Annotated in this window: 20 protein-coding genes and 1 pseudogene; 15 read left to right on the top strand and 6 right to left on the bottom strand. The window is 64.0% G+C overall.

All coding sequences use genetic code 11. The annotated features are described in order from the left end of the window. Both purU and EUU22_RS04240 read left to right on the top strand, forming a co-directional pair. Window positions 1-97 (top strand): annotated as a pseudogene (purU, locus tag EUU22_RS04245) (formyltetrahydrofolate deformylase); the annotation flags it as partial. A 117-nt stretch (window positions 98-214) separates the two neighbouring features. Then, window positions 215-916, top strand: coding sequence for a GntR family transcriptional regulator (locus EUU22_RS04240; RefSeq protein ID WP_129330837.1), 702 nt, complete (start codon window positions 215-217; stop codon window positions 914-916). Window positions 917-932: 16 nt separating this feature from the next. Here EUU22_RS04240 and EUU22_RS04235 read toward each other — a convergent pair whose 3' ends face one another. Next, window positions 933-1,403: an Lrp/AsnC family transcriptional regulator gene (locus tag EUU22_RS04235; RefSeq protein WP_129330833.1), complete on the bottom strand. Its 471-nt coding sequence runs from the start codon at window positions 1,401-1,403 to the stop codon at window positions 933-935. Between the two features lie 198 nt (window positions 1,404-1,601). Between EUU22_RS04235 and EUU22_RS04230 the strand changes: the two genes are divergently transcribed. The 6 genes from EUU22_RS04230 (at window position 1,602) to EUU22_RS04205 (ending at window position 6,977) form a co-directional block, all read left to right on the top strand. After that, entirely contained in the window at window positions 1,602-2,381 is a 780-nt protein-coding gene (locus EUU22_RS04230; protein ID WP_129330832.1) for an ABC transporter ATP-binding protein, read from the top strand. A 29-nt stretch (window positions 2,382-2,410) separates the two neighbouring features. Beyond that, a complete protein-coding gene (locus tag EUU22_RS04225) occupies window positions 2,411-3,181 on the top strand; it encodes a transporter substrate-binding domain-containing protein (RefSeq protein WP_129330831.1) in 771 nt (256 codons plus the stop codon). 73 nt (window positions 3,182-3,254) lie between these two features. Then, entirely contained in the window at window positions 3,255-3,986 is a 732-nt protein-coding gene (locus EUU22_RS04220; RefSeq protein WP_129330830.1) for an ABC transporter permease, read from the top strand. Continuing rightward, window positions 3,983-4,672, top strand: a complete 690-nt coding sequence (locus EUU22_RS04215; RefSeq protein WP_129330829.1) for an ABC transporter permease — start codon at window positions 3,983-3,985, stop codon at window positions 4,670-4,672. Before EUU22_RS04220 ends, EUU22_RS04215 begins: the two co-directional genes overlap by 4 nt. A 134-nt stretch (window positions 4,673-4,806) precedes the next feature. After that, on the top strand, window positions 4,807-6,054 hold the full coding sequence (locus tag EUU22_RS04210) for a trans-sulfuration enzyme family protein (RefSeq protein ID WP_129330828.1): 1,248 nt from the start codon (window positions 4,807-4,809) through the stop codon (window positions 6,052-6,054). Further along, on the top strand, window positions 6,045-6,977 hold the full coding sequence (locus EUU22_RS04205) for a homocysteine S-methyltransferase family protein (protein WP_439329123.1): 933 nt from the start codon (window positions 6,045-6,047) through the stop codon (window positions 6,975-6,977). The genes EUU22_RS04210 and EUU22_RS04205 overlap by 10 nt, the downstream gene beginning before the upstream one ends. Before the next feature lie 93 nt (window positions 6,978-7,070). On the opposite strand, the gene ggt is transcribed toward EUU22_RS04205, so the two are convergent. The 5 genes from ggt to EUU22_RS04180 form a co-directional block, all read right to left on the bottom strand. Beyond that, on the bottom strand, window positions 7,071-8,666 hold the full coding sequence (ggt, locus tag EUU22_RS04200; protein WP_129330826.1) for a gamma-glutamyltransferase: 1,596 nt from the start codon (window positions 8,664-8,666) through the stop codon (window positions 7,071-7,073). A gap of 39 nt (window positions 8,667-8,705) precedes the next feature. After that, complete coding sequence (locus tag EUU22_RS04195) at window positions 8,706-9,398, bottom strand: ABC transporter permease (protein ID WP_129330825.1); 693 nt, start codon at window positions 9,396-9,398, stop codon at window positions 8,706-8,708. Next, window positions 9,395-10,108 carry an ABC transporter permease gene (locus EUU22_RS04190; protein WP_129330824.1) on the bottom strand — a complete coding sequence of 238 codons (714 nt, stop codon included), beginning with the start codon at window positions 10,106-10,108 and terminating at the stop codon, window positions 9,395-9,397. Before EUU22_RS04190 ends, EUU22_RS04195 begins: the two co-directional genes overlap by 4 nt. Before the next feature lie 71 nt (window positions 10,109-10,179). Beyond that, window positions 10,180-11,031, bottom strand: coding sequence for a transporter substrate-binding domain-containing protein (locus EUU22_RS04185; RefSeq protein ID WP_129330823.1), 852 nt, complete (start codon window positions 11,029-11,031; stop codon window positions 10,180-10,182). A 93-nt stretch (window positions 11,032-11,124) separates the two neighbouring features. Further along, entirely contained in the window at window positions 11,125-11,799 is a 675-nt protein-coding gene (locus tag EUU22_RS04180) for a GntR family transcriptional regulator (RefSeq protein ID WP_129330822.1), read from the bottom strand. A gap of 406 nt (window positions 11,800-12,205) precedes the next feature. Here EUU22_RS04180 and EUU22_RS04170 point away from each other — a divergent pair, with 406 nt between their 5' ends. The 7 genes from EUU22_RS04170 to EUU22_RS04135 all read left to right on the top strand — a co-directional run bounded on the left by EUU22_RS04170 (window position 12,206) and on the right by EUU22_RS04135 (window position 18,538). Then, a complete protein-coding gene (locus tag EUU22_RS04170) occupies window positions 12,206-12,805 on the top strand; it encodes an amino acid synthesis family protein (RefSeq protein WP_129330821.1) in 600 nt (199 codons plus the stop codon). A 4-nt stretch (window positions 12,806-12,809) separates the two neighbouring features. After that, window positions 12,810-13,655, top strand: coding sequence for an alpha/beta fold hydrolase (locus EUU22_RS04165; RefSeq protein ID WP_165351082.1), 846 nt, complete (start codon window positions 12,810-12,812; stop codon window positions 13,653-13,655). After that, on the top strand, window positions 13,652-14,575 hold the full coding sequence (locus EUU22_RS04160) for a flavin reductase (protein WP_245484906.1): 924 nt from the start codon (window positions 13,652-13,654) through the stop codon (window positions 14,573-14,575). The genes EUU22_RS04165 and EUU22_RS04160 overlap by 4 nt, the downstream gene beginning before the upstream one ends. Before the next feature lie 5 nt (window positions 14,576-14,580). Continuing rightward, entirely contained in the window at window positions 14,581-15,618 is a 1,038-nt protein-coding gene (locus EUU22_RS04150; protein WP_129330836.1) for an LLM class flavin-dependent oxidoreductase, read from the top strand. 5 nt (window positions 15,619-15,623) lie between these two features. Next, window positions 15,624-17,087 carry an aldehyde dehydrogenase gene (locus tag EUU22_RS04145; protein ID WP_129330818.1) on the top strand — a complete coding sequence of 488 codons (1,464 nt, stop codon included), beginning with the start codon at window positions 15,624-15,626 and terminating at the stop codon, window positions 17,085-17,087. A gap of 4 nt (window positions 17,088-17,091) precedes the next feature. Next, a complete protein-coding gene (locus EUU22_RS04140; RefSeq protein ID WP_129330817.1) occupies window positions 17,092-17,427 on the top strand; it encodes an NIPSNAP family protein in 336 nt (111 codons plus the stop codon). Between the two features lie 100 nt (window positions 17,428-17,527). Then, window positions 17,528-18,538: an ABC transporter substrate-binding protein gene (locus EUU22_RS04135; protein ID WP_129330816.1), complete on the top strand. Its 1,011-nt coding sequence runs from the start codon at window positions 17,528-17,530 to the stop codon at window positions 18,536-18,538. Window positions 18,539-18,614: the final 76 nt, after the last annotated feature.

The raw sequence follows: 18,614 nt of genomic DNA, 5'->3' as shown, positions 1-18,614 counted from the left end.
CCACGCCCATATCCATCACCGCACCTTCATCAACGGCAACCGCACCGTCGTCTTCCCCGCTTCCCCGGGGAGCTATGCGTCGGAGCGAATGGGCTGAGCTTTTCCGCGAAACCCGCATTGCTCGACTTCACGCCGATCTGGTATTATGGTACACCAAAAAACATAGCCGGGATGCATTTCCGGCCAGATGTAATGCCGGATCGTGAAAGGGACAATGATGGGCGCCATGCCGGAAAATGCCATTCGTGTGGAGCGTCCCACCAAGACCCTGAGGGAGCTTGCGCTCGACAAGGTTCGCGACGCGATCATCGAGGGCTACTTCCGGCCCGGTGACAGGCTGGTCGAGCGCGACCTCTGCGCCCAACTCGGCGTGAGCCGCACCGTCGTCCGGGAGGTGCTTCGCCATCTGGAATCCGAAGGTCTCGTCGCCAATCAGCCGAACAAGGGTCCGATCGTCGCCGTCCTCGATCTCGACGAGGCGCGCCAGATCTACGAGATCCGTGGCGCACTCGAAGGCATGGCTGCGAGGCTTTGTGCGGAGCGGCGCGACCCGGAAATCGTCGCGGCCCTCGAGGCATCATTGCAGGCGATCCGCGACAGCTACGCGGCAAAGGACATGCAGGGCGTGCTCGCCCACACGACCGCCTTCTACCAGACGCTGTTCAGCAAGGTGAACCGGCATGTCGCCTGGGGCATCGTCAACCTGCTCACAGTGCGCATCAATCATCTGCGCTCCATGACCATCAAGACGCGCAACCGCGATACCGAGGGGCCGCAGCAGATGGCGCGGATCATCGACGCCATCCGTCGCGGTGACGGCGAGGCTGCCGCCAAGGCAGCACTTGACCACGTGACCGCAGCGCGTGCCGTCGCGGAAACCGTCCTTGCCGCCCAGAAGGCCGAAAGCGCGTCCTAGAGGGGTATCGACGCGTTCAGGACTGTACCGGAACCATCATGCCGAGCTTCAGGTCCTTGAGCACGACATTGGTATGCATGCGCTTGATTTGCGGGTTCTGCGACATGAGCTGCGCCATCAGTTCGTCGTATTGGCCGACGTCGCGCGCCGTGACGACGGCGATGATGTCGACTGCTCCCGTGACGTAGTAGACCTGTTGGATATGGTCCTGCCTGTCCACCCAGGCGCGGAACTTGGCGAGCGCATCGTAGTTGTCGCGTTCGATCTCCATGCCGGTGATGAAGGTCATGGGATTGCCGGTGACGCGTCGGTCCACCACCGCGATTTCCGCCTTGATAATGCCCTGCTCGCGCATTCGCTTCAGCCGGCGTTGCACGGCGGATGCGGAAAGGCCGACGGTGTGGCCGATCGCCTCGGCTTTCATCTGGCAATCGCGTTGCACGATGTCGAGGATGCTCCGGTCGAAATCGTCCAAGTCGTCTGCCATGTCCCTCGTTCCTGTTTCTGGCCCTTCCAGGGCGTTCGCCGGTTTCCTCTCTCTTGTCAATAGGAGTAAGGCCAGCTGCATTTTTTGTAAATTCCTGCGGGAAAACCGCGCTGGACATCTCCATTGCGCGGCAAAGCTGCGTCGGTTGCCGATAGATTTCATCGATAAACCCTTGAAGCGCCACGGAAACGGGAAAGTATGACGGAGAATGGTCCTGCCGCCCTGCAGGTGGAAGATGTTCACAAGAGCTTTGGCGCACACGAGGTTCTCAAGGGCATTTCGCTGAGGGCCCACAAAGGCGACGTCATTTCGCTGATAGGGTCGTCCGGCTCCGGCAAGAGTACCTTCCTGCGCTGCATCAACCTTCTGGAGATCCCCGACCGCGGCCGCATCGTCGTCAATGGCGAGGAGATTGCCATGAAGACGGGTCGCGACGGTCGCGCCCGGCCGGCCGACCGGCGGCAGGTGGAGCGCATCCGCAGCGGAGTTGCCATGGTCTTCCAGAGCTTCAATCTCTGGGCACACATGACCGTGCTGGGCAATGTCATCGAGGCGCCGGTCCATGTGTTCGGCATGAAACGCAAGGAGGCCGTCGAACGGGCTGAGGCTCTGCTCGCCAAGGTCGGCCTCTACGACAAGCGCGACGCCTACCCCGCTTTTCTGTCCGGCGGCCAGCAGCAGCGTGCCGCGATCGCCCGGGCACTGTGCGTCAATCCCACGGTCATGCTGTTCGACGAGCCGACCTCGGCGCTCGACCCGGAACTGGTGGGCGAAGTGCTGAAGGTGATCCGCGATCTGGCGGAAGAAGGCCGCACCATGCTGCTCGTCACGCACGAGATGAAGTTCGCCCGCGATGTGTCCAGCCACGTGATGTTCCTGCACGACGGGCGGGTGGAGGAAGAGGGACCGCCAGAACAGGTGTTCGGTACCCCTTCGAGCGCCCGCTGCCGGGAATTCACCGCCTCGCTGCGCCATTGAGTTCGTATTTTCAGGAGAAGGAAATCGTAATGAAAGTATTGTCCATTGTCCTCGCCGGAGCCGTTCTGGCCCTTTCCGGCGCTGCTGCCCAGGCCGAGGTCCGCTTCGGCATCATGAACGAATCCTACCAGCCCTTTTTTGCGAAGGATGCCGCCGGCAAATGGCAAGGCTGGGAGATCGACATGATGGACGCCGTCTGCGCCGAAATGCACGAAAGCTGCAGCATCGTCGAGATGTCGTGGGACGGCCTCATTCCTGCCCTGCAGGCAAAGAAGTTCGACGTCATCTGGTCCTCCATGTCGATCACCGACGAGCGAAGCAAGACCATCGATTTTACGGATAAATACTACAACACGCCGAGCAAACTGATCGGGCCGAAGGAAGGCAAGACTGGTGCCGGTCCCGACGACGTGGCCGGAACGACCATCGGCATCCAGGTTTCCACCGTCCAGTCCGAGTATTACAAGAAGTACTTTGCCGACAAGGCTTCCGAAAAGACCTACCAGACGCTTGACGAAGCGCTGCAGGATCTCGCTGCCGGCCGCGTCGACTACGTCTTTGCCGACTCGATGCCACTTGCCGAATTCCTCAAGTCCGATTTCGGCAAGGATTGCTGCGAGGACCGCGGCGACGTGGCGAACGATCCGGCAATCCTCGGCTACGGCGTCGCCGGCGGCGTTCGAAAGGGCGAGGACGAATTGCGCGAGAAGCTGAACAAGGCGATCGCGGCGGTCCGCGCGAGCGGCAAATACGCTGAAATCTCGAAGAAGTATTTCGACTTCGATCCTTACGGAAACTGATTGGACGTATCGCGGCGGTCGTCTGGCAAGACCATGACGACCGCCGCGAGACGTCCCCCGGGGAATTCTCGCCATGGCCGCCGGTCCGTCGCTCCTGGAACTGCTTTCGCCGAGCCCGCCGGGCTGGGGCGGCGTCCTGTTGTCGGGGGCCGTCTCCACCCTGGCGATCTCGCTCGGAGCCTATCTGGTCGGCATCGGCATCGGCCTTGTCGGTGCGGCGGGCAAGCTGAAAGGCGACCGGACAATCCGTGCCGTCCTCGACCTTTATACGACGGCCATCCGCGCCATCCCCGAACTCATCCTCATCATCGGCCTCTATTACGCAGGCACCGACGGGCTCAACCGCCTGCTCAGCTCTCTCGGTCTGCCCGCCGTGGAGATCAACGCCTATGTGGCGGCCATCCTCGTTCTCGGCATCGTTCAGGGCGCCTACGCGACGGAGGTCCTGCGCGGGGCGATCCTCGCGGTTCCGATCGGCCAGATCGAGGCGGCCTGCGCCTTCGGCATGGGGCCGTGGCTGCGCTTTCGCCGGATCGTGCTGCCGGCACTTGTTCCCTACGCCCTGCCGGGCTTCGCCAATCTGTGGATGTCGATAACCAAGGACAGTGCGCTGATTGCCGTGCTGGGTTACCAGGAACTGGCGCTCGCCACCCGTCTCGCGGCCGGCAACACCAAGCACTATTTCCTTTTCTTCTTCGCCGCCTGCCTGCTCTATCTGGCGATCACGCTGGTATCGAATGCTCTCTTTGCCCTGGTCGAACGGCATTTCCGCCGCGGGCAAGCGGTCCGGAGTGATGCGCGATGAACTTCGGCTGGATCGCCGCCTATTGGCCGCTTCTCGTCGCCGGTGCCGTGCAGACCGTGCTGTTGCTGGTGATCTCAGTCGTCTTCGGGTTCATCCTCGCCATCGGGCTGGCGCGAGCACAGGTCAGCGGCCCACGCTGGCTGGCCTGGCCGGCCAAGATCTTCTGCACCTTCCTGCGCGGCACGCCGCTGCTTATCCAGCTCTGGCTGTTCTATTATGGCGTCGGCTCGCTGATGACGATGATCCCCGGCCTGCGCGGCAGCTTCCTCTGGCCCGTACTGCGCGAAGGCTTCTTCTTCGCGGCCGTCAGCTTCACGCTGAATTATGCGGCATACGAGGCCGAGGTGCTGCGCGGCGCGCTTCTGTCCGTGCCGAAGGGAGAGTTGGAGGCCGGCCGCGCCTTCGGCATGTCACCCGGCAAGCTCTTCCGGCGCATCTGGTTGCCGCGCGCGATCCGCATCGCCTTGCCGACGATTGCCGGCGAGATCGTGCTGCAGCTGAAGGCGACGCCGCTTGCCTTCACCGTCACGGTCATGGACCTCTACGCCGTAGCCTACAAGGTGCGGCAGGATACGTTGCTGGTCTACGAGCCGCTGCTGGTCGTGACTGTCTTCTATGTTCTGGTGACCATGCTTATCGTCCGCGCCCTTCGGCTCGTCGAGGCGCAAGTGCCGATCCGGCGATGAGCGGAATGTCTCGCGGCTTTTTCGCGCCGACGTCCGCTGCGGCGCCACTTCGAGGCACGGCGGGCGGAAGAACGCGGCCGTTCCCTTTTGCGACCGGGCTAGTCTCCACTGGCGATCCTTGTGAGGAGTAGGTCATGCGGGATGGAAAAGACGGGCATCTTCATCCACAGACGCTCGCACTTGATGGCGGGTTGACCGTCGATCCGGTGACAAAGGCGATTGCGCCCAACATTTCCATGTCGGTCAACAACGCACTTGCGCCCGGGGGTGGCCCCTTTTCGGCGGATGGCGCCGGCGACCTGACTTCGCTTCCTTTCCTCTATGCCCGCTGGACCAATCCGACTGTTCGGCAGCTCGAGCAGCGGATCGCCGCACTCGAAGGTGGCGATGACGCGTTGGCGACCGCGACCGGCCTTGCGGCGATTGCCGCCACCTTCTTCACCTTCCTGCGGCAGGGCGACCACCTGGTGGTCAGCGACGTCTGCTATGCGGGTGCCAACGAGCTCGCCCGGCGCATTCTGCCGGATTACGGCATCGAGGTGAGTGCGGTGAACATGTCGCGCCTCGATGACGTGGCCGCGGCGCTGCGACCCAATACCCGCCTCGTCCACTGCGAGAGCCCCTGCAATCCGATCCTGCGGTTGACCGACCTCGAAGCGGTGGCCGCTCTTGCCCATGCTCACGGTGCTCTGGTCTCGGTCGATTCCACGTTCGCGACGCCGGTCGCCACCCGGCCGCTCTCGCTCGGGGTCGATCTCGTCATCCATTCACTCACGAAGTTCATGAATGGTCATGGCGATGCGTTGGGCGGTGCCGTCTGCGGCCGCAAGGACCTGGTGGAGGCGATCCGCGGCAGGGCGGGCGTCTATCTCGGCGCCACGCTCTCGGCACAGAATGCCTGGCTCATCATGCGCGGTCTGGACACGATCTTTCCCCGAATGCAGACCATCTCCGCCGCCGCGCTCGAGGTTGCCCGTTTCCTTGCACGCCATCCGGCCGTGACGGCCGTCACCTATCCGGGGCTCGATACGCATCCCCAATACGATCTCGCCCGGCGGCAGATGGCGATCGCCGGCGGCATGGTGACGTTTCAGGTCCGCGATCCGCAGGCGGTGGCCAAGAGGCTCGCCGAGCGGCTGAAGGTGGTCCACTACGCCTTCTCGCTCGGACACCAGCGCAGCATCGTCGTTCTCCTCGACACCGCGGAAATGATGCAATCCACCTATCGCCTCGAAGGGGCGCAACTCGACGACTACCGCGCCTTTGCCGGCGACGGCATCTTCCGCCTGTCTGTCGGGCTGGAGGCGGTGCCGGACATCGTCGCGGATCTCGACCAGGCCCTCGGCGCCAACCCCGCAATGAAAGAAGGAGACTGTCCGTGAAGCACGTGTTGATCCTCGACGGCGGCATGAGCCGCGAACTGGCACGGCTCGGCGCCCCGCTGCGCCAGCCGGAATGGTCGGCGCTCGCCCTGATGGAAAGCCCGGACATCGTGCGGCAGGTGCATGCGGAGTTCATTGCCGCCGGTGCGGATGTGGTGACCACCAACAGCTATGCACTGGTGCCTTTCCATATCGGGGAGGAGCGTTTCCGCGCCGAGGGCGGTTCGCTCATCCGCCTCGCCGGGCAACTTGCGCGGCAGGCGGCCGATGCCGCGGAGCGTGACGTGACGGTTGCAGGCTCGCTGCCGCCGATCTTCGGCTCCTATGAACCTGAAAACTTCGACCCCACCCGCGTGCAGGATTATCTCGGTGTGCTGGTCGAGGGGCTCGCACCGTTCGTCGACGTGTGGCTCGGCGAGACGCTCAGCCTGATCGCGGAGGGCGAGGCGGTGCGGCGGGCGGTCGCGGCAACCGGCAAGCCCTTCTGGATATCCTTCACGCTCGCCGACGATACCTCGGGCGAGGGCGACGTGCCGAAGCTCCGCTCCGGCGAGACGGTGGAGGCGGCGGCGGAATGGGCGACCGCATCCGGTGCCCGGGCGCTTCTCTTCAACTGCAGCCGCCCGGAGGTGATGGAAGCCGCCGTGCGGACGGCGCACGCAGTGTTCATGCGGAACGGCAGCGACATGGAGGTCGGCGTCTATGCCAATGCCTTCGAGAGCGAGGCCGACGAGGAGGCCGCCAACGAGTCGCTGAACGAGACGCGGCAGGACCTGACCTCCGACCGCTATCTGCGCTTCGCCTGCGACTGGGCGGAGGCAGGCGCGACCATGGTCGGCGGCTGCTGTGGTATCGGCGCGGCGCACATTCACCATCTTGCTCGCGGTCTCAACCGCCCGGAAGGCGGCGCCCCGGCGCAGTGATCGCGAACAGAGGCATGATGTGTCCGTGAGAGCGCCAGGAAGGAGAATGCGGCGCACTCGCGATGATATGGACTCGGAACCTGGCAGGCATCGTCAGAAGCCGAGGGCGATCCCGTCTTTGCGGGACTCTGATGCGCCGACAAGCGTGCCGTTCTTCCAGTCGATCCGGATGACCTGGGCGCCGCCGATCGGCTCCTCGGCCGGGATGATCTCGAAGCCGCGGCGCTGCAGTTCTGCAGCTGTTTCGGCTGACAGGGTGTGCTCCGCCTCCACGCGAAGATCATTGCCGCCGACCGGTACCAGCCGCGGCAGGTCGATCGCATCCTGCATGTCCATGCCGTAGTCGAGGATCCTGGAAATGAGGTGGGCGTGGCCCATGGCCTGATAGTAGCCGCCCATGACGCCGAACGACATCTCGGTTCGTCCGTTGCGGGTGACCATGCCGGGTATGATCGTGTGCAGCGGTCGCTTGCCCGGTGCGATCACGTTGGGGTGGCCCCGCTTCAGCGAAAAGCTCTGACCGCGATTGTGGAGGATGACGCCCGATCTCGGTGCGACGATCCCGGAACCGAAACTGTCAAAAATCGAGTTGATGAAGCTGACGGCGTTTCGATCGGAATCGACCACCGAGATATAGACGGTGTCGCGGTGCCGGGGCATCTCGAACGGGGGCAGGTCGGTCAGCGCGCCGCGAAGGTCGATCATCCCGGCGAGCCGGGCCGCGAGTTCGTCCGACAGCATCTCCTCGACCGGTACGTCAGCCTTTGCCGGATCGGCGAGCCAGCAATCTCGCGCCGCATAGGCAAGGCGCGTCGCCTCGATCTCGATGTGCAGACGGTCCGGCGAGGCCGGATCATCCGTCGCGCCGAAATGCGACAGGATGTTGAGGATCATCAGGGCGATAATGCCCTGGCCGTTCGGGGGACATTCGTGGATCGTATAACCGCGGAAATCCGTGGTGACGGGACCCACATATTCACCGGCGGCGGCGTCGAAGTCCTCCAGCGTGTGGAGACCGCCGAGCGAGCGCAGGTGACGGACCATGTCCTCTGTGACCGGCCCGCGATAGAAGCCGTCACGGCCCTCGGCAGCGATCCGGCGCAGTGTCGCGGCGAGCTTCGGCTGTCGGTGGACCTCGCCGATCCGCGGCGCGCGGCCGCCGGGCAGGAAGATGTCGGCCGCGGCCTTTTCCGCGGCGAGCAGCTTCTCCTCCCGTAACCAGTCGCGGTGGACGCGCGGTGCAATGGCATAGCCCTCCTCGGCAAAGCGGATGGCGGGGGCGAGCATCTCTGCAAAGGGAAGCCGGCCGTGATCCGCATGCAGTCGGGTCCAGGCGTCGATGGCACCGGGGATGGTCACGGACGAAGGCGACTGACGCGGCACCTCGGTCAGCCCGCGCTCCTCGAACCAGTCGATCGTCAGAGCCTTCGGCGTCCGTCCCGAGCCGTTGTAGGCGATCACCTCGCTGCCGCCTTTCGGGGCATAGAGTGCGAAGCAATCGCCACCGATTCCGGTCGAACCCGGCTCGACCACGCATTGGACGGCACAGGCCGCGATCGCCGCATCCATGGCATTCCCGCCCGCCTGCAGGATATTGATGGCCGTCAGCGTTGCGGAGGGATGGGACGTGGCCGCCATGGCGTTGGTCGACACGGCTACCGATCGCGTCGGCTTCTCGAAATTGCGCATCCTGTTTGGTCTCCTCGTATCGATGCCTTCCCATGCCGTTCAGGCGCGGGTCCGGTATGGCGTGAGTTTGGTCTCGAGCGCGCCGAGCGCCCGCACGATGATGAAGTTCATGACCAGATAGATCGCGCCAGCCGCGATGAAGACCTCGATGGCACGGTAGCTCTGCGAAATAAGGCCCTGCGCGATGCCGGTCACCTCCATGAGGGTGATGATCGAGGCGAGCGAGGTCCCCTTGACCATGAGGATGACCTCGTTGCCGTAGGCGGGGATCGCCTGCCGCAGGGCCAGCGGCAGGATCACGAAACGCAGAGTGAGAAATCGTGACATCCCGAGCGCAGTCGATGCTTCCGAAAGCCCGTGCGGAACATTGCGGATCGCGCCTCGCAGGATTTCGCTGCCATAGGCGGCGGTGTTCAACGTGAGTGCGAGGATCGCGCACCAATAAGGCTCGTGGAACAGCCACCAGAGGCCGAGCGCCTGTAGCGAGGGACGGAACTGCCCAAGGCCGTAATAGATGAGAAAGATCTGGACCAGAAGCGGCGTACCCCTGAACACGGCGACGAAGCAGCGGATCGGCCAGACGACCGCCGGACGCCGCACCTGCTGCGCCAGCGCGAGCGCAAGGGCGAGTGCGAAACCGAGCAGAATGGAGGTACCCGCAAGCTGAAGCGTCAGCGGCAGGCCGGAAAGCAGCTTCGGGATGATTTCGAGAAAGAAGCCGAAGTCGATCATGGATGGGTGATCCCTCGAGCGCTTCTCGTCTCCGCCACGCGGAAGGCAAGCCCCGTGACGCCGGCGATCGCGAAATAGAGGACCGCGGCGGCGACATAGAAGAGGAACGGTTCGCGGGTCGAGCCCGCGCCGATCTGGGCCTGGCGCATGAGTTCGACCAGGCCGATGACCGAAATGAGAGCCGAGTCCTTGAGCACGAGCTGCCAGACATTGCTGAGGCCCGGGATTGCATGGCGGAGCAGTTGCGGGATGACGACGAGGCGGAGCATCTGCGCCCGGGAGAGGGCGAGCGCCTTCGCGGCATCGAACTGCCCACGCTCGACGGCGAGATAGGCACCCCGATAGACCTCTCCCTGATAGGCGCCGGAGATGATCCCGATGGCCGCCACACCGGTCGCAAGGGATGGCAGGCCAACGAAGCCATTGGCACCGAAGAAGCGTGCCGTCGCCGTAAGGGCGACGCTGCCGCCGTAATAGATGAGATAGATAGTAAGGAGGTCGGGCACTCCGCGAAAAACGGTTCCATAGGCATTTGCGATTGCGCGCGGCATGCGACGTGCCGACAGCCGGCCTGCCGCTGACAGGCCGCCGAAGACGGTCCCCAGCAGGAAGCCGAGCAGCGACAGCGCAAGCGTCATCGTTGCGGCGCCGAGGAGCGCCAGACCCCAGCCACCCTCGCCGAGGCCGAGCATATGCAGTTTTTCGAGCATGTGAGCGAACCCCTCGTTAGCTTCCATGCGGCCGAGGCATCAAAGCCCCGGCCGCATGTGGTCCGCCTTGGTTACTTGACCGGGGTCACGTCGGTACCGACCCATTTCTCCGAAATGCGCTTGATGGTGCCGTCGGCGATCGCGGCATCGATCGCGGCATTCAGCATGTCCTTGAGCTTGGTGTCTTCCTTCCTGAGGCCGGCGCCGGTGCCGAGGCCGAAGACACCGCCGACGAAGCCGGGGCCGGCGACGGTGTAGTCGGCGAATTCCGGCTTTGCGAGCGTGGCGGCGAGCGCCGTCTGCTGGGCGAAGAGCGCATCGATGCGGCCGGCGGCGAGATCGAGATCGTGCTGTTCCGTTGTCTTGTACTCGCGGATCTCGACGGTATCGGCGAAGTATTTTTTCAGGAAGTCGAGGTTGGTGGTGGCGGCCTGGACGCCGACGACCTTGCCCTTGAGGAGCGGCTTCAGCTTGTCGATCGCGGCGAGTGCGGAAGCTTCATCATCGAGCTTGAACTTCTCCGCGGAGACACCGAGTCTGCCGAGATCACTGTCCTTGGCAACGGCGAACCCGGACGGGTCGACGGCATAGGGCTGGGTGAAGTCGATCGTTTCGAGACGCTTCGGCGTGATGAACATGCTGGCCATGATGACATCGAACTTGCCGACGGTCAGCGACGGGATCAGGCCGTCCCAGTCCTGGGCGACGATGGTGCATTTGATCTTCATGCGGGCGCAAAGATCGTTGGCCAGTTCGATCTCGAGGCCATCCAGCTTGCCGTCGGCGGTGGTGAAGTTCCAGGGAGCGTAGGCCCCTTCGGTCGCGATCTTGATCTCGGTCGGTGCATCCTCGGCGATCGCCACCGAGCTGAAAGCAAGTGTCGTGAAGGCAGCCGCTATCGCGGCCATGCGACGGATCGTCATGACTTTTCCTCTTTTCTCTGTGCCGTTTGGACGGCGGTTCCCCTGTCCTTGCCGGATGTACCCCCGGCTTCGGACAAATTGACCGGACGGCGTTCAGCGCCGGCCGGGACTTGCGTAGCCGGCGAGCAATGATGCCGTTTCGAGAATATGCTCCTGCATGACCTTCTCGGCCTGGTGGGCGTCGCCGGATTTCAGGACTTCGATGAGGCTTTCGTGTTCCTGGCGGGCCGAAAGCGGCTTGTCGACATAGTCGAACCAGATCCGCATATAGGGTTCGATGACCAGGTGTAACGCCGTGATCTGGTGGATCAGCTTCGGCCGTCCGCTCAACCAGAAGATCGCCGCGTGGAACTCCTGATGCCGCAGGACCCAATCGCTACTGCCGCTCTGGCCGGCGCGCTCCATGCGGTCGAGTGCCCGTTCCAGCTCCTCGAAGGTGTCGGGGGTCATCAGCGGCGTCGCGATGCGGACGGCGAGGCCCTCCAAAACCGAACGGATTTCGAACGTCTCGTTCAGCTCGTCGAGCGTCAGGCCCGCGACCACGCAGCCGCGGTTCGGGCGAAGCGTCACCAACCCTTCCGATGCGAGGCGACGAAAGGCCTCGCGCACCGGCATGCGGCTCATCCCGATCTCCGCGGCGATCTCCTCAGGGATCAATCGTTCGCCAGGCTTGTAGCGGCCGAGGCGGAGCGCCTGCTGCAGATGAAGATACGCCTCCTCTTCGGCGGTCGACGCGGCCCGGGCAGAGGAGGAAAAGATCGTCAACATGGGAGCCTATTGGATTTTTGTATCCACTTATCCAATCACCGTGCGGCGCCCCCGTCAAGAGGCCTCCTGCTCCACTCATCTGAAGGGCAGGGTGCGGGCCTGGGTAAGACAGCGGCCGTCAGATGTCCGGGTTTCAGCGGCAAATCGAGGCATCCACCTCGGCGGTCGCAAGCCAGGGGTGCCTGTTGTCATGTTGAGTGAGGTCGCGATGTCGGACGAGCTGACGCCGAGCTGGCGGGCCTTGTCTTGCAGGACATCGACTTTCACCACGCGGGCCGGTTCGTCCCTGCCGAAGAAGGCGAAATCCCCCAGCCGCCGACTTCTTTCAACGCTTCATCACCCGTCGCTTGACATGTTGATATCATGGTATACCATAATATCAACATCGAGAAAGGAATGCCGGGCGATGATCCAGATCCGCAAGACGCTGCTGCAGGTGGAGACCACGTTGGTCGAAGGAGGCAGGAAGGCGCCTCAGCCCTTGAAGCTCTTCTCCGCATTCGCGGTGGTGAAGAACCCGTGGGCGGGCAAGGGGTTCGTCGAAGACCTGAAGCCGGAGATCCACGCGGCCGCCCCGGTTCTCGGCGAGCTTCTGACCAAGATGATTATCGACGCGGTCGGCTCCGGCGAGGCCGTCGAGGCCTATGGGAAGGTCGCCGTCGTCGGTCTCGACGGCGAGATCGAACACGCATCGGCGCTCATTCACACGCTGCGTTTCGGCAATCACTATCGGACGGCCGTCGGCGCGAAATCCTACCTCGCCTTCACCAACACGCGTGGCCCGGCCAATACGGCGATCGTGATCCCGCTGATGGACAAGAACGACGAGGGTCGCCGCTCCCACTACCTCACGATCCAGACCGCCATTCCGGATGCTCCCGCGGCAGACGAGATCGTGATCGGCCTCGGGGCGTCGGTGGGCGGAAGGCCACACCACCGCATCGGCGATCGCTACCAGGATCTCAGGGATCTCGGTCAGAACGTCGCCAATCCGGCCGGCGTCTGAGGCGATGGAGCCGGAGATGGTGGTCGCCACGACGTCCGAACCGACGACATCCGCACCATCGCTCAGGCGGCAGTATGCTCGCAACGGCGCGGCCTACCATGAAAGAGGTGAGGGCGAACCGCTCCTCCTCATCCATGGCGTCGGCATGCGGCTTGAAGCCTGGGCACCGCAGATCGAGGCCCTCGGCGTCAGCCACCGCGTCATCTCCGTCGACATGCCTGGTCATGGCGAAAGTGTTCCACTGGCAAAGGACAGCAGCCTCGCCGACTTCGTCGCCTGGTTCGCCGGTGTTCTCGACGCACTGCGGCTCGATAGGGTCAACATTGCCGGCCACTCCATGGGTGCGCTTGTTTGCGGCGGAGCGGCTGCGCGTTTCCCGGAGCGTGTCCGGCGCGTCGCGCTCCTGAACGGGGTCTTCCGCCGCGATCCGGTGGCGAAGGCGGCGGTCATGGCGCGTGCCGCTTCGATCGAAGAGGAGGGCGTCGATGTCGACGGGCCCGTGCAGCGCTGGTTCTCGGACGACGAGGAGAGTCGTACCCCCCGGCTGCTGACGCGACGCTGGCTTAGTCTGATGGACAAGGATGCCTATGCGACGGCCTACGGCGCCTTCGCCGGCGGCGACTCGACCTACGCCGATGCCTGGCCGACAGTGACATGCCCCGCGCTTTTCCTGACGGGGAGCGGCGACCCGAACTCGACGCCTGACATGGCGCGGCAGATGGCCGCTCTCGCCCCGCGAGGTATCGCGCACATCGTCGAGGGTCACCGGCACATGGTCAACCTCACGGCACCCGAAGCCGTCAACGCGCTGATGCGCACATGGCTTGCTACTCCGGAGACTTCGTCATGACTCAGCATCTCGATCCGCGCGCGCTCCGCTCCGCATTCGGCGCCTTCGCCACCGGCGTCACCGTGGTAACGTCGACCGACGCCCAAGGAAAGCCTCTGGGCTTCACAGCCAATTCGTTTACGTCCGTCTCGCTCGATCCACCGCTTCTCCTCGTTTGTCTCGCCCGCAGCTCGCGCAATTTCGAAGCCATGACCACGGCGAGCGGCTTTGCGGTCAACATTCTCGCCGAGACGCAGCAGGACATATCGAACACCTTCGCCCGCCCGTCCGAGGACCGCTTCGCCACGGTCGCGTGGAGCAGCGGTCCCTTCGGATCACCTGTCATTGCGGGCGTCGCCGCCTGGTTCGACTGCAGGCTGGAACAGGTCATCGAGGCGGGCGACCATGTCATCCTGCTCGGACGCGTCGAGGCTTTCGAGAGCGGCGACAGCAACGGGCTCGGCTACGTCCGGGGCGGCTATTTCGTGCCGACGCTTGCGGCCAGGGCGGTTTCCGCGGCTGCAGAAGGCAGTCTGCATTTGAGTGCCGTCGTCGAGCGTGATGGCGAGATCCTGCTCGTCGGCGACGGGACGAAGAGCCTGCCGGGCTGCGACGTGAACGGCGAAGAACCTCTTGCGGCGCTCCGGTCGGCGCTCGAAGGCCTGACCGGGTTGCCCGTCACGATCGGCTTTCTCTACTCGGTCTACGAGGACCGGAAGGATGGCCGGCAGCATATCGTCTACCGCGCCTTCTTGGGCGAGGGCGATCCGCGCGGCGGGTCCTTCGTCGCCCTTGATCGTCTCGCCGATCCGACGTTCGACAGCGCGGCGACCGCCGACATCGTCAATCGCTTCGCATCGGAACGCTCGCTCGGCAATTTCGGCGTCTATTTTGGCACCGAGACCACGGGCCGCGTCCATTCCATCGCTAGAAAGGCATGAAGACTATGAAGTTCTCGCTCTTCGTTCATATGGAGCGGCTGGATGCCGGTCAGAGCCACAAGCAGTTGTACGACGAGTTCGTCCAGCTCTGTGAGATCGCCGATGCGGGCGGCATGCATGCCATCTGGACGGGCGAGCACCACGGCATGGACTTCACCATCGCGCCGAACCCCTTCGTGAACCTTGCCGACCTCGCGCGCCGCACGACGAAGGCCCGACTTGGCGTCGGCACCGTCATCGCGCCTTTCTGGCACCCGATCAAGCTCGCCGGCGAGGCAGCGATGACCGACATCATCACCGACGGGCGCCTGGAACTCGGTATCGCGCGTGGCGCCTATTCCTTCGAATACGAACGTCTCCATCCGGGGCTCGACGCCTGGACTGCCGGCCAGCACCTGCGCGAGATGGTACCGGCCGTGAAGGGCATCTGGGAGGGCGACTACGCCCATGACGGCCAGTTCTGGAAATTCCCGTCGACGACATCCGCCCCGAAGCCGCTGCAGGATGCCATCCCGCTCTGGGTGGCGGCACGCGATCCGAACTCTCACGAATTCGCGGTGGCGAACGGTTGCAACGTCCAGGTGACGCCGTTGTGGAACGGCGATCCGGAGATCGAGAGCCTGATGGGGCGCTTTGCCGCCGCCTGCGAGAAGACGCCTCAAGTCCCGCGCCCGAAGATCATGTTGCTCCAGCACACCTATGTCGGGTCCGATGCCGCCGACATCGTGCGGGCCGCCCGGGAGATCAGCGTCTACTACAACTACTTCTTCGCCTGGTTCAAGAACGAGCGGCCCATCCACCAGGGCCTGATCGAACGCTTGAGCGACGAGGACATCGCGGCGAACGCCAATCTCTCGCCTGAGGTGATGGGCACGAACCTTCCGATCGGCACGGCCGGTGACGTCATCGAACGCGTCAAGAAATACGAGGCGATGGGCTATGACGAATACTCGTTCTGGATCGACACCGGCATGAGCTTCGAACGCAAGAAGGCCTCGCTCGAGCGCTTCATTCGAGACGTCATGCCGGCCTTCAAGGAGTAGGGATCATGCGGCGCTTCCAGCACTATATCGACGGAGCCTTTGAAGACGGCGAACACGGATTCGAGAGTCTCGATCCGGCGACCGGCGAGGCCTGGGCCGTCATGCCGGAGGCACGGGAGCCGGAGGTGGATCGCGCCGTCGAGGCGGCACACCGCGCCCTTGTCGACGGTCCCTGGGCGAGGATGACCGCGACCCAGCGCGGCCAGATCCTCTACCGTCTGGCCGACCTCGTCACGGCCAATGCGAAGACGCTTGCCGAACTCGAGACGCGCGATACCGGCAAGATCATCCGGGAGACTTCCTCACAGATCGCCTACGTCGCCAACTACTACCGCTACTACGCCGGCCTCGCCGACAAGATAGAGGGTTCGTTCCTCCCGATCGACAAGCCGGACATGGACGTGTGGTTGCGCCGCGAGCCGGTCGGCGTGGTCGCCATGGTCGTCCCGTGGAACAGCCAGTTGTTCCTGTCGGCCGTCAAGATCGGGCCGGCACTCGCCGCCGGCTGTACGCTCGTCATGAAGGCGTCGGAGGATGGTCCCGCACCACTCCTCGAATTCGCCCGCCTTGTTGATGAGGCCGGCTTCCCGCCGGGCGTCGTCAACATCATCACCGGCTTCGGCACCACCTGCGGTGCCGCGCTCACACGTCATCCGAAAATTGCCCACATTGCCTTCACCGGTGGCCCGGAATCGGCGCGGCATGTCGTTCGCAATTCGGCCGAGAACCTTGCCTCGACGTCACTGGAACTCGGCGGCAAGTCGCCCTTCATCGTCTTCGCCGACGCCGATCTGGAAAGTGCCGTCAATGCGCAGGTCGCCGGTATCTTCGCCGCCACCGGTCAGTCCTGCGTCGCGGGCTCCCGCCTCATCGTCGAACGTTCCGTCAAGGACGAATTCCTCGCGCGCCTGAAGGCGAAGGCGGAGGCGATCCGCATCGGTAGCCCGCTCGACATGGCGACCGAAGTCGGACCGCTCGCCACACGCAGGCAGCAGGATCATGTCGATGCGCTGGTTTCAGCGTCGGTTGCAGCAGGCGCTCGGCTCGTCACCGGCGGGATCCGCCCGGAAGGGGCGGGCAACTACTACCCGCCGACCATTCTCGACTGCGACGGCATCGCGTCGCCGTCACTGGTGCAGGAGTTCTTCGGCCCGGTGCTTTCGGTCGTGTCCTTCGAGACGGAGGAGGAGGCGCTCCGGCTTGCCAACGACACCCGGTTCGGGCTGGCCTCCGGCGTCTTCACGCAGAACCTCGCTCGCGCTCACCGCATGAGCCGGAACATTCATGCGGGAATCGTGTGGCTGAACACCTACCGCGCCGTCTCGCCGATCGCACCCTTCGGTGGCTACGGACAATCCGGCCATGGCCGCGAGGGCGGCATGGCGGCGGTGCTCGATTACACCCGTACCAAGACTGTCTGGCTCACGACGTCGGACGCGCCCTTTCCTGATCCCTTCGTGATGCGATGAGCCGATGTTCTACGAAATCCGCACCTATCGGCTGAAGAACGGCGCCATTCCCGGCTACCTCGAAGTGGTCGGCGAAGAAGGCATCGAAATCCAGAAGAAACATCTCGGCAATCTCGTCGGCTACTTCTTTTCCGAAATCGGGCCGATCAACGAGATCGTGCATATCTGGGCCTATGCGAGCCTCGACGATCGGGAGGCTCGGCGCGCGCGCCTTGCCGCCGATCCCGCCTGGCAGGCCTTCCTGCCCAAGATCCGCGACCTGATCGAAGTGGCGGAAAACAAGATCATGAAGCCAGCTCCCTTCTTCCGCGTCGGGGGAGGAGCAGGTCCGGTGAAGTGAAGCAATGCGGCGCCGGATCGAAGGGACCCGGAGAGGTCTCCCGGACGCCGAAGAATATCAACCCGATACCGCGTCACTAGAGAAAACAAGGGAACCGAACATGAAAACCAAAACCGCAATCGCGACGCTCGCAATAGTGCTGGGAGTTTCCGGGCATAGCTTCGCCGCCGATCTCGTCTTCACAAGCTGGGGCGGCACCACCCAGGACGTCCAGAAGAGTGCCTGGGCCGACAAGTTCGCCGCCGAGGAAAGCGTCAATGTCGTGCAGGATGGCCCGACCGACTACGGCAAGATCAAGGCCATGGTCGAAGCACAGGGTACGACCTGGGATGTGGTCGACGTCGAGGGCGACTATGCGATCCAGGCCGGCGAGCAGGGATTGCTCGAGAAACTCGACTTTTCGGTGATCGACAAGGCGTCGCTCGATCCGCGCTTCGTCACCGACTATTCCGTCGGCTCGTTCTACTATTCCTTCGTCATCGGCTGCAACAAGGACGCCGTTGCCGCCTGTCCGGCAAGCTGGGCCGAGCTTTTCGACACTGCGAAATTTCCCGGCAAGCGCACCTTCTACAAGTGGTCGGCCCCGGGCGTGATCGAGGCTGCCTTGCTGGCTGACGGGGTGCCGGCGGACAAGCTCTATCCGCTCGACCTCGATCGCGCCTTCAAGAAACTGGACACGATCAAGGCCGACATCGTCTGGTGGTCGGGCGGCGCGCAGTCGCAGCAGCTTCTTGCTTCCGCCGAAGCACCGTTCGGTTCCTTCTGGAACGGCCGCCTGACGGCGCTCGCCGCCACCGGCGTCAATGTCGAGACCTCCTGGGCGCAGAACATTACCGCGGCCGATGCGCTCGTCGTGCCGAAGGGTGCCAAGAACAAGGACGCTGCGATGAAATTCATCGCCTATGCGTCCTCGCCCGAAGGGCAAGCGGAAATGGCCGCCGGCACCGGCTACGCGCCGACAAACCTGAAGGCTCCGGCCTTGATGGATCCTGCGCTCGCAAAGACGCTGCCCGACCAGCAGACCGCATCGCAGGTCAACGCCGACATGGCCTACTGGGCCACGCACCGCGACGAGATCGGCGAGCGCTGGTACGCTTGGCAGTCGAAGTAGAGATGAGATGGCCGGAAGGGGGAGGCTTCGCCCTTCCGGTCCGAAACGCATGCGCTGACGGGCCGTGCCCGAACAC

Origin of the sequence: Ciceribacter ferrooxidans (assembly GCF_004137355.1) — a bacterium.
GTDB classification, from domain to species: Bacteria; Pseudomonadota; Alphaproteobacteria; order Rhizobiales; family Rhizobiaceae; genus Allorhizobium; species Allorhizobium ferrooxidans.
Note: the sequence above shows the minus strand (reverse complement) of the source record. Positions and strands in the feature narration are given on the sequence as shown.

Excerpts from the sequence above, each read along its gene's own strand:
- EUU22_RS04230 (WP_129330832.1), top strand. The coding sequence starts at position 1,602 with ATGACGGAGAATGGTCCTGCCGCCCTGCAGGTGGAAGATGTTCACAAG.
- EUU22_RS04140 (WP_129330817.1), top strand. The coding sequence starts at position 17,092 with ATGTTCTACGAAATCCGCACCTATCGGCTGAAGAACGGCGCCATTCCC.
- EUU22_RS04190 (WP_129330824.1), bottom strand. The coding sequence starts at position 10,108 with ATGCTCGAAAAACTGCATATGCTCGGCCTCGGCGAGGGTGGCTGGGGT.
- EUU22_RS04160 (WP_245484906.1), top strand. The coding sequence starts at position 13,652 with ATGACTCAGCATCTCGATCCGCGCGCGCTCCGCTCCGCATTCGGCGCC.
- EUU22_RS04225 (WP_129330831.1), top strand. The coding sequence starts at position 2,411 with ATGAAAGTATTGTCCATTGTCCTCGCCGGAGCCGTTCTGGCCCTTTCC.
- EUU22_RS04170 (WP_129330821.1), top strand. The coding sequence starts at position 12,206 with ATGATCCAGATCCGCAAGACGCTGCTGCAGGTGGAGACCACGTTGGTC.
- EUU22_RS04135 (WP_129330816.1), top strand. The coding sequence starts at position 17,528 with ATGAAAACCAAAACCGCAATCGCGACGCTCGCAATAGTGCTGGGAGTT.
- EUU22_RS04235 (WP_129330833.1), bottom strand. The coding sequence starts at position 1,403 with ATGGCAGACGACTTGGACGATTTCGACCGGAGCATCCTCGACATCGTG.
- EUU22_RS04215 (WP_129330829.1), top strand. The coding sequence starts at position 3,983 with ATGAACTTCGGCTGGATCGCCGCCTATTGGCCGCTTCTCGTCGCCGGT.
- EUU22_RS04210 (WP_129330828.1), top strand. The coding sequence starts at position 4,807 with ATGCGGGATGGAAAAGACGGGCATCTTCATCCACAGACGCTCGCACTT.
- EUU22_RS04165 (WP_165351082.1), top strand. The coding sequence starts at position 12,810 with ATGGAGCCGGAGATGGTGGTCGCCACGACGTCCGAACCGACGACATCC.
- EUU22_RS04180 (WP_129330822.1), bottom strand. The coding sequence starts at position 11,799 with ATGTTGACGATCTTTTCCTCCTCTGCCCGGGCCGCGTCGACCGCCGAA.
- EUU22_RS04185 (WP_129330823.1), bottom strand. The coding sequence starts at position 11,031 with ATGACGATCCGTCGCATGGCCGCGATAGCGGCTGCCTTCACGACACTT.
- EUU22_RS04240 (WP_129330837.1), top strand. The coding sequence starts at position 215 with ATGATGGGCGCCATGCCGGAAAATGCCATTCGTGTGGAGCGTCCCACC.
- EUU22_RS04150 (WP_129330836.1), top strand. The coding sequence starts at position 14,581 with ATGAAGTTCTCGCTCTTCGTTCATATGGAGCGGCTGGATGCCGGTCAG.
- EUU22_RS04145 (WP_129330818.1), top strand. The coding sequence starts at position 15,624 with ATGCGGCGCTTCCAGCACTATATCGACGGAGCCTTTGAAGACGGCGAA.
- ggt (WP_129330826.1), bottom strand. The coding sequence starts at position 8,666 with ATGCGCAATTTCGAGAAGCCGACGCGATCGGTAGCCGTGTCGACCAAC.
- EUU22_RS04195 (WP_129330825.1), bottom strand. The coding sequence starts at position 9,398 with ATGATCGACTTCGGCTTCTTTCTCGAAATCATCCCGAAGCTGCTTTCC.
- EUU22_RS04220 (WP_129330830.1), top strand. The coding sequence starts at position 3,255 with ATGGCCGCCGGTCCGTCGCTCCTGGAACTGCTTTCGCCGAGCCCGCCG.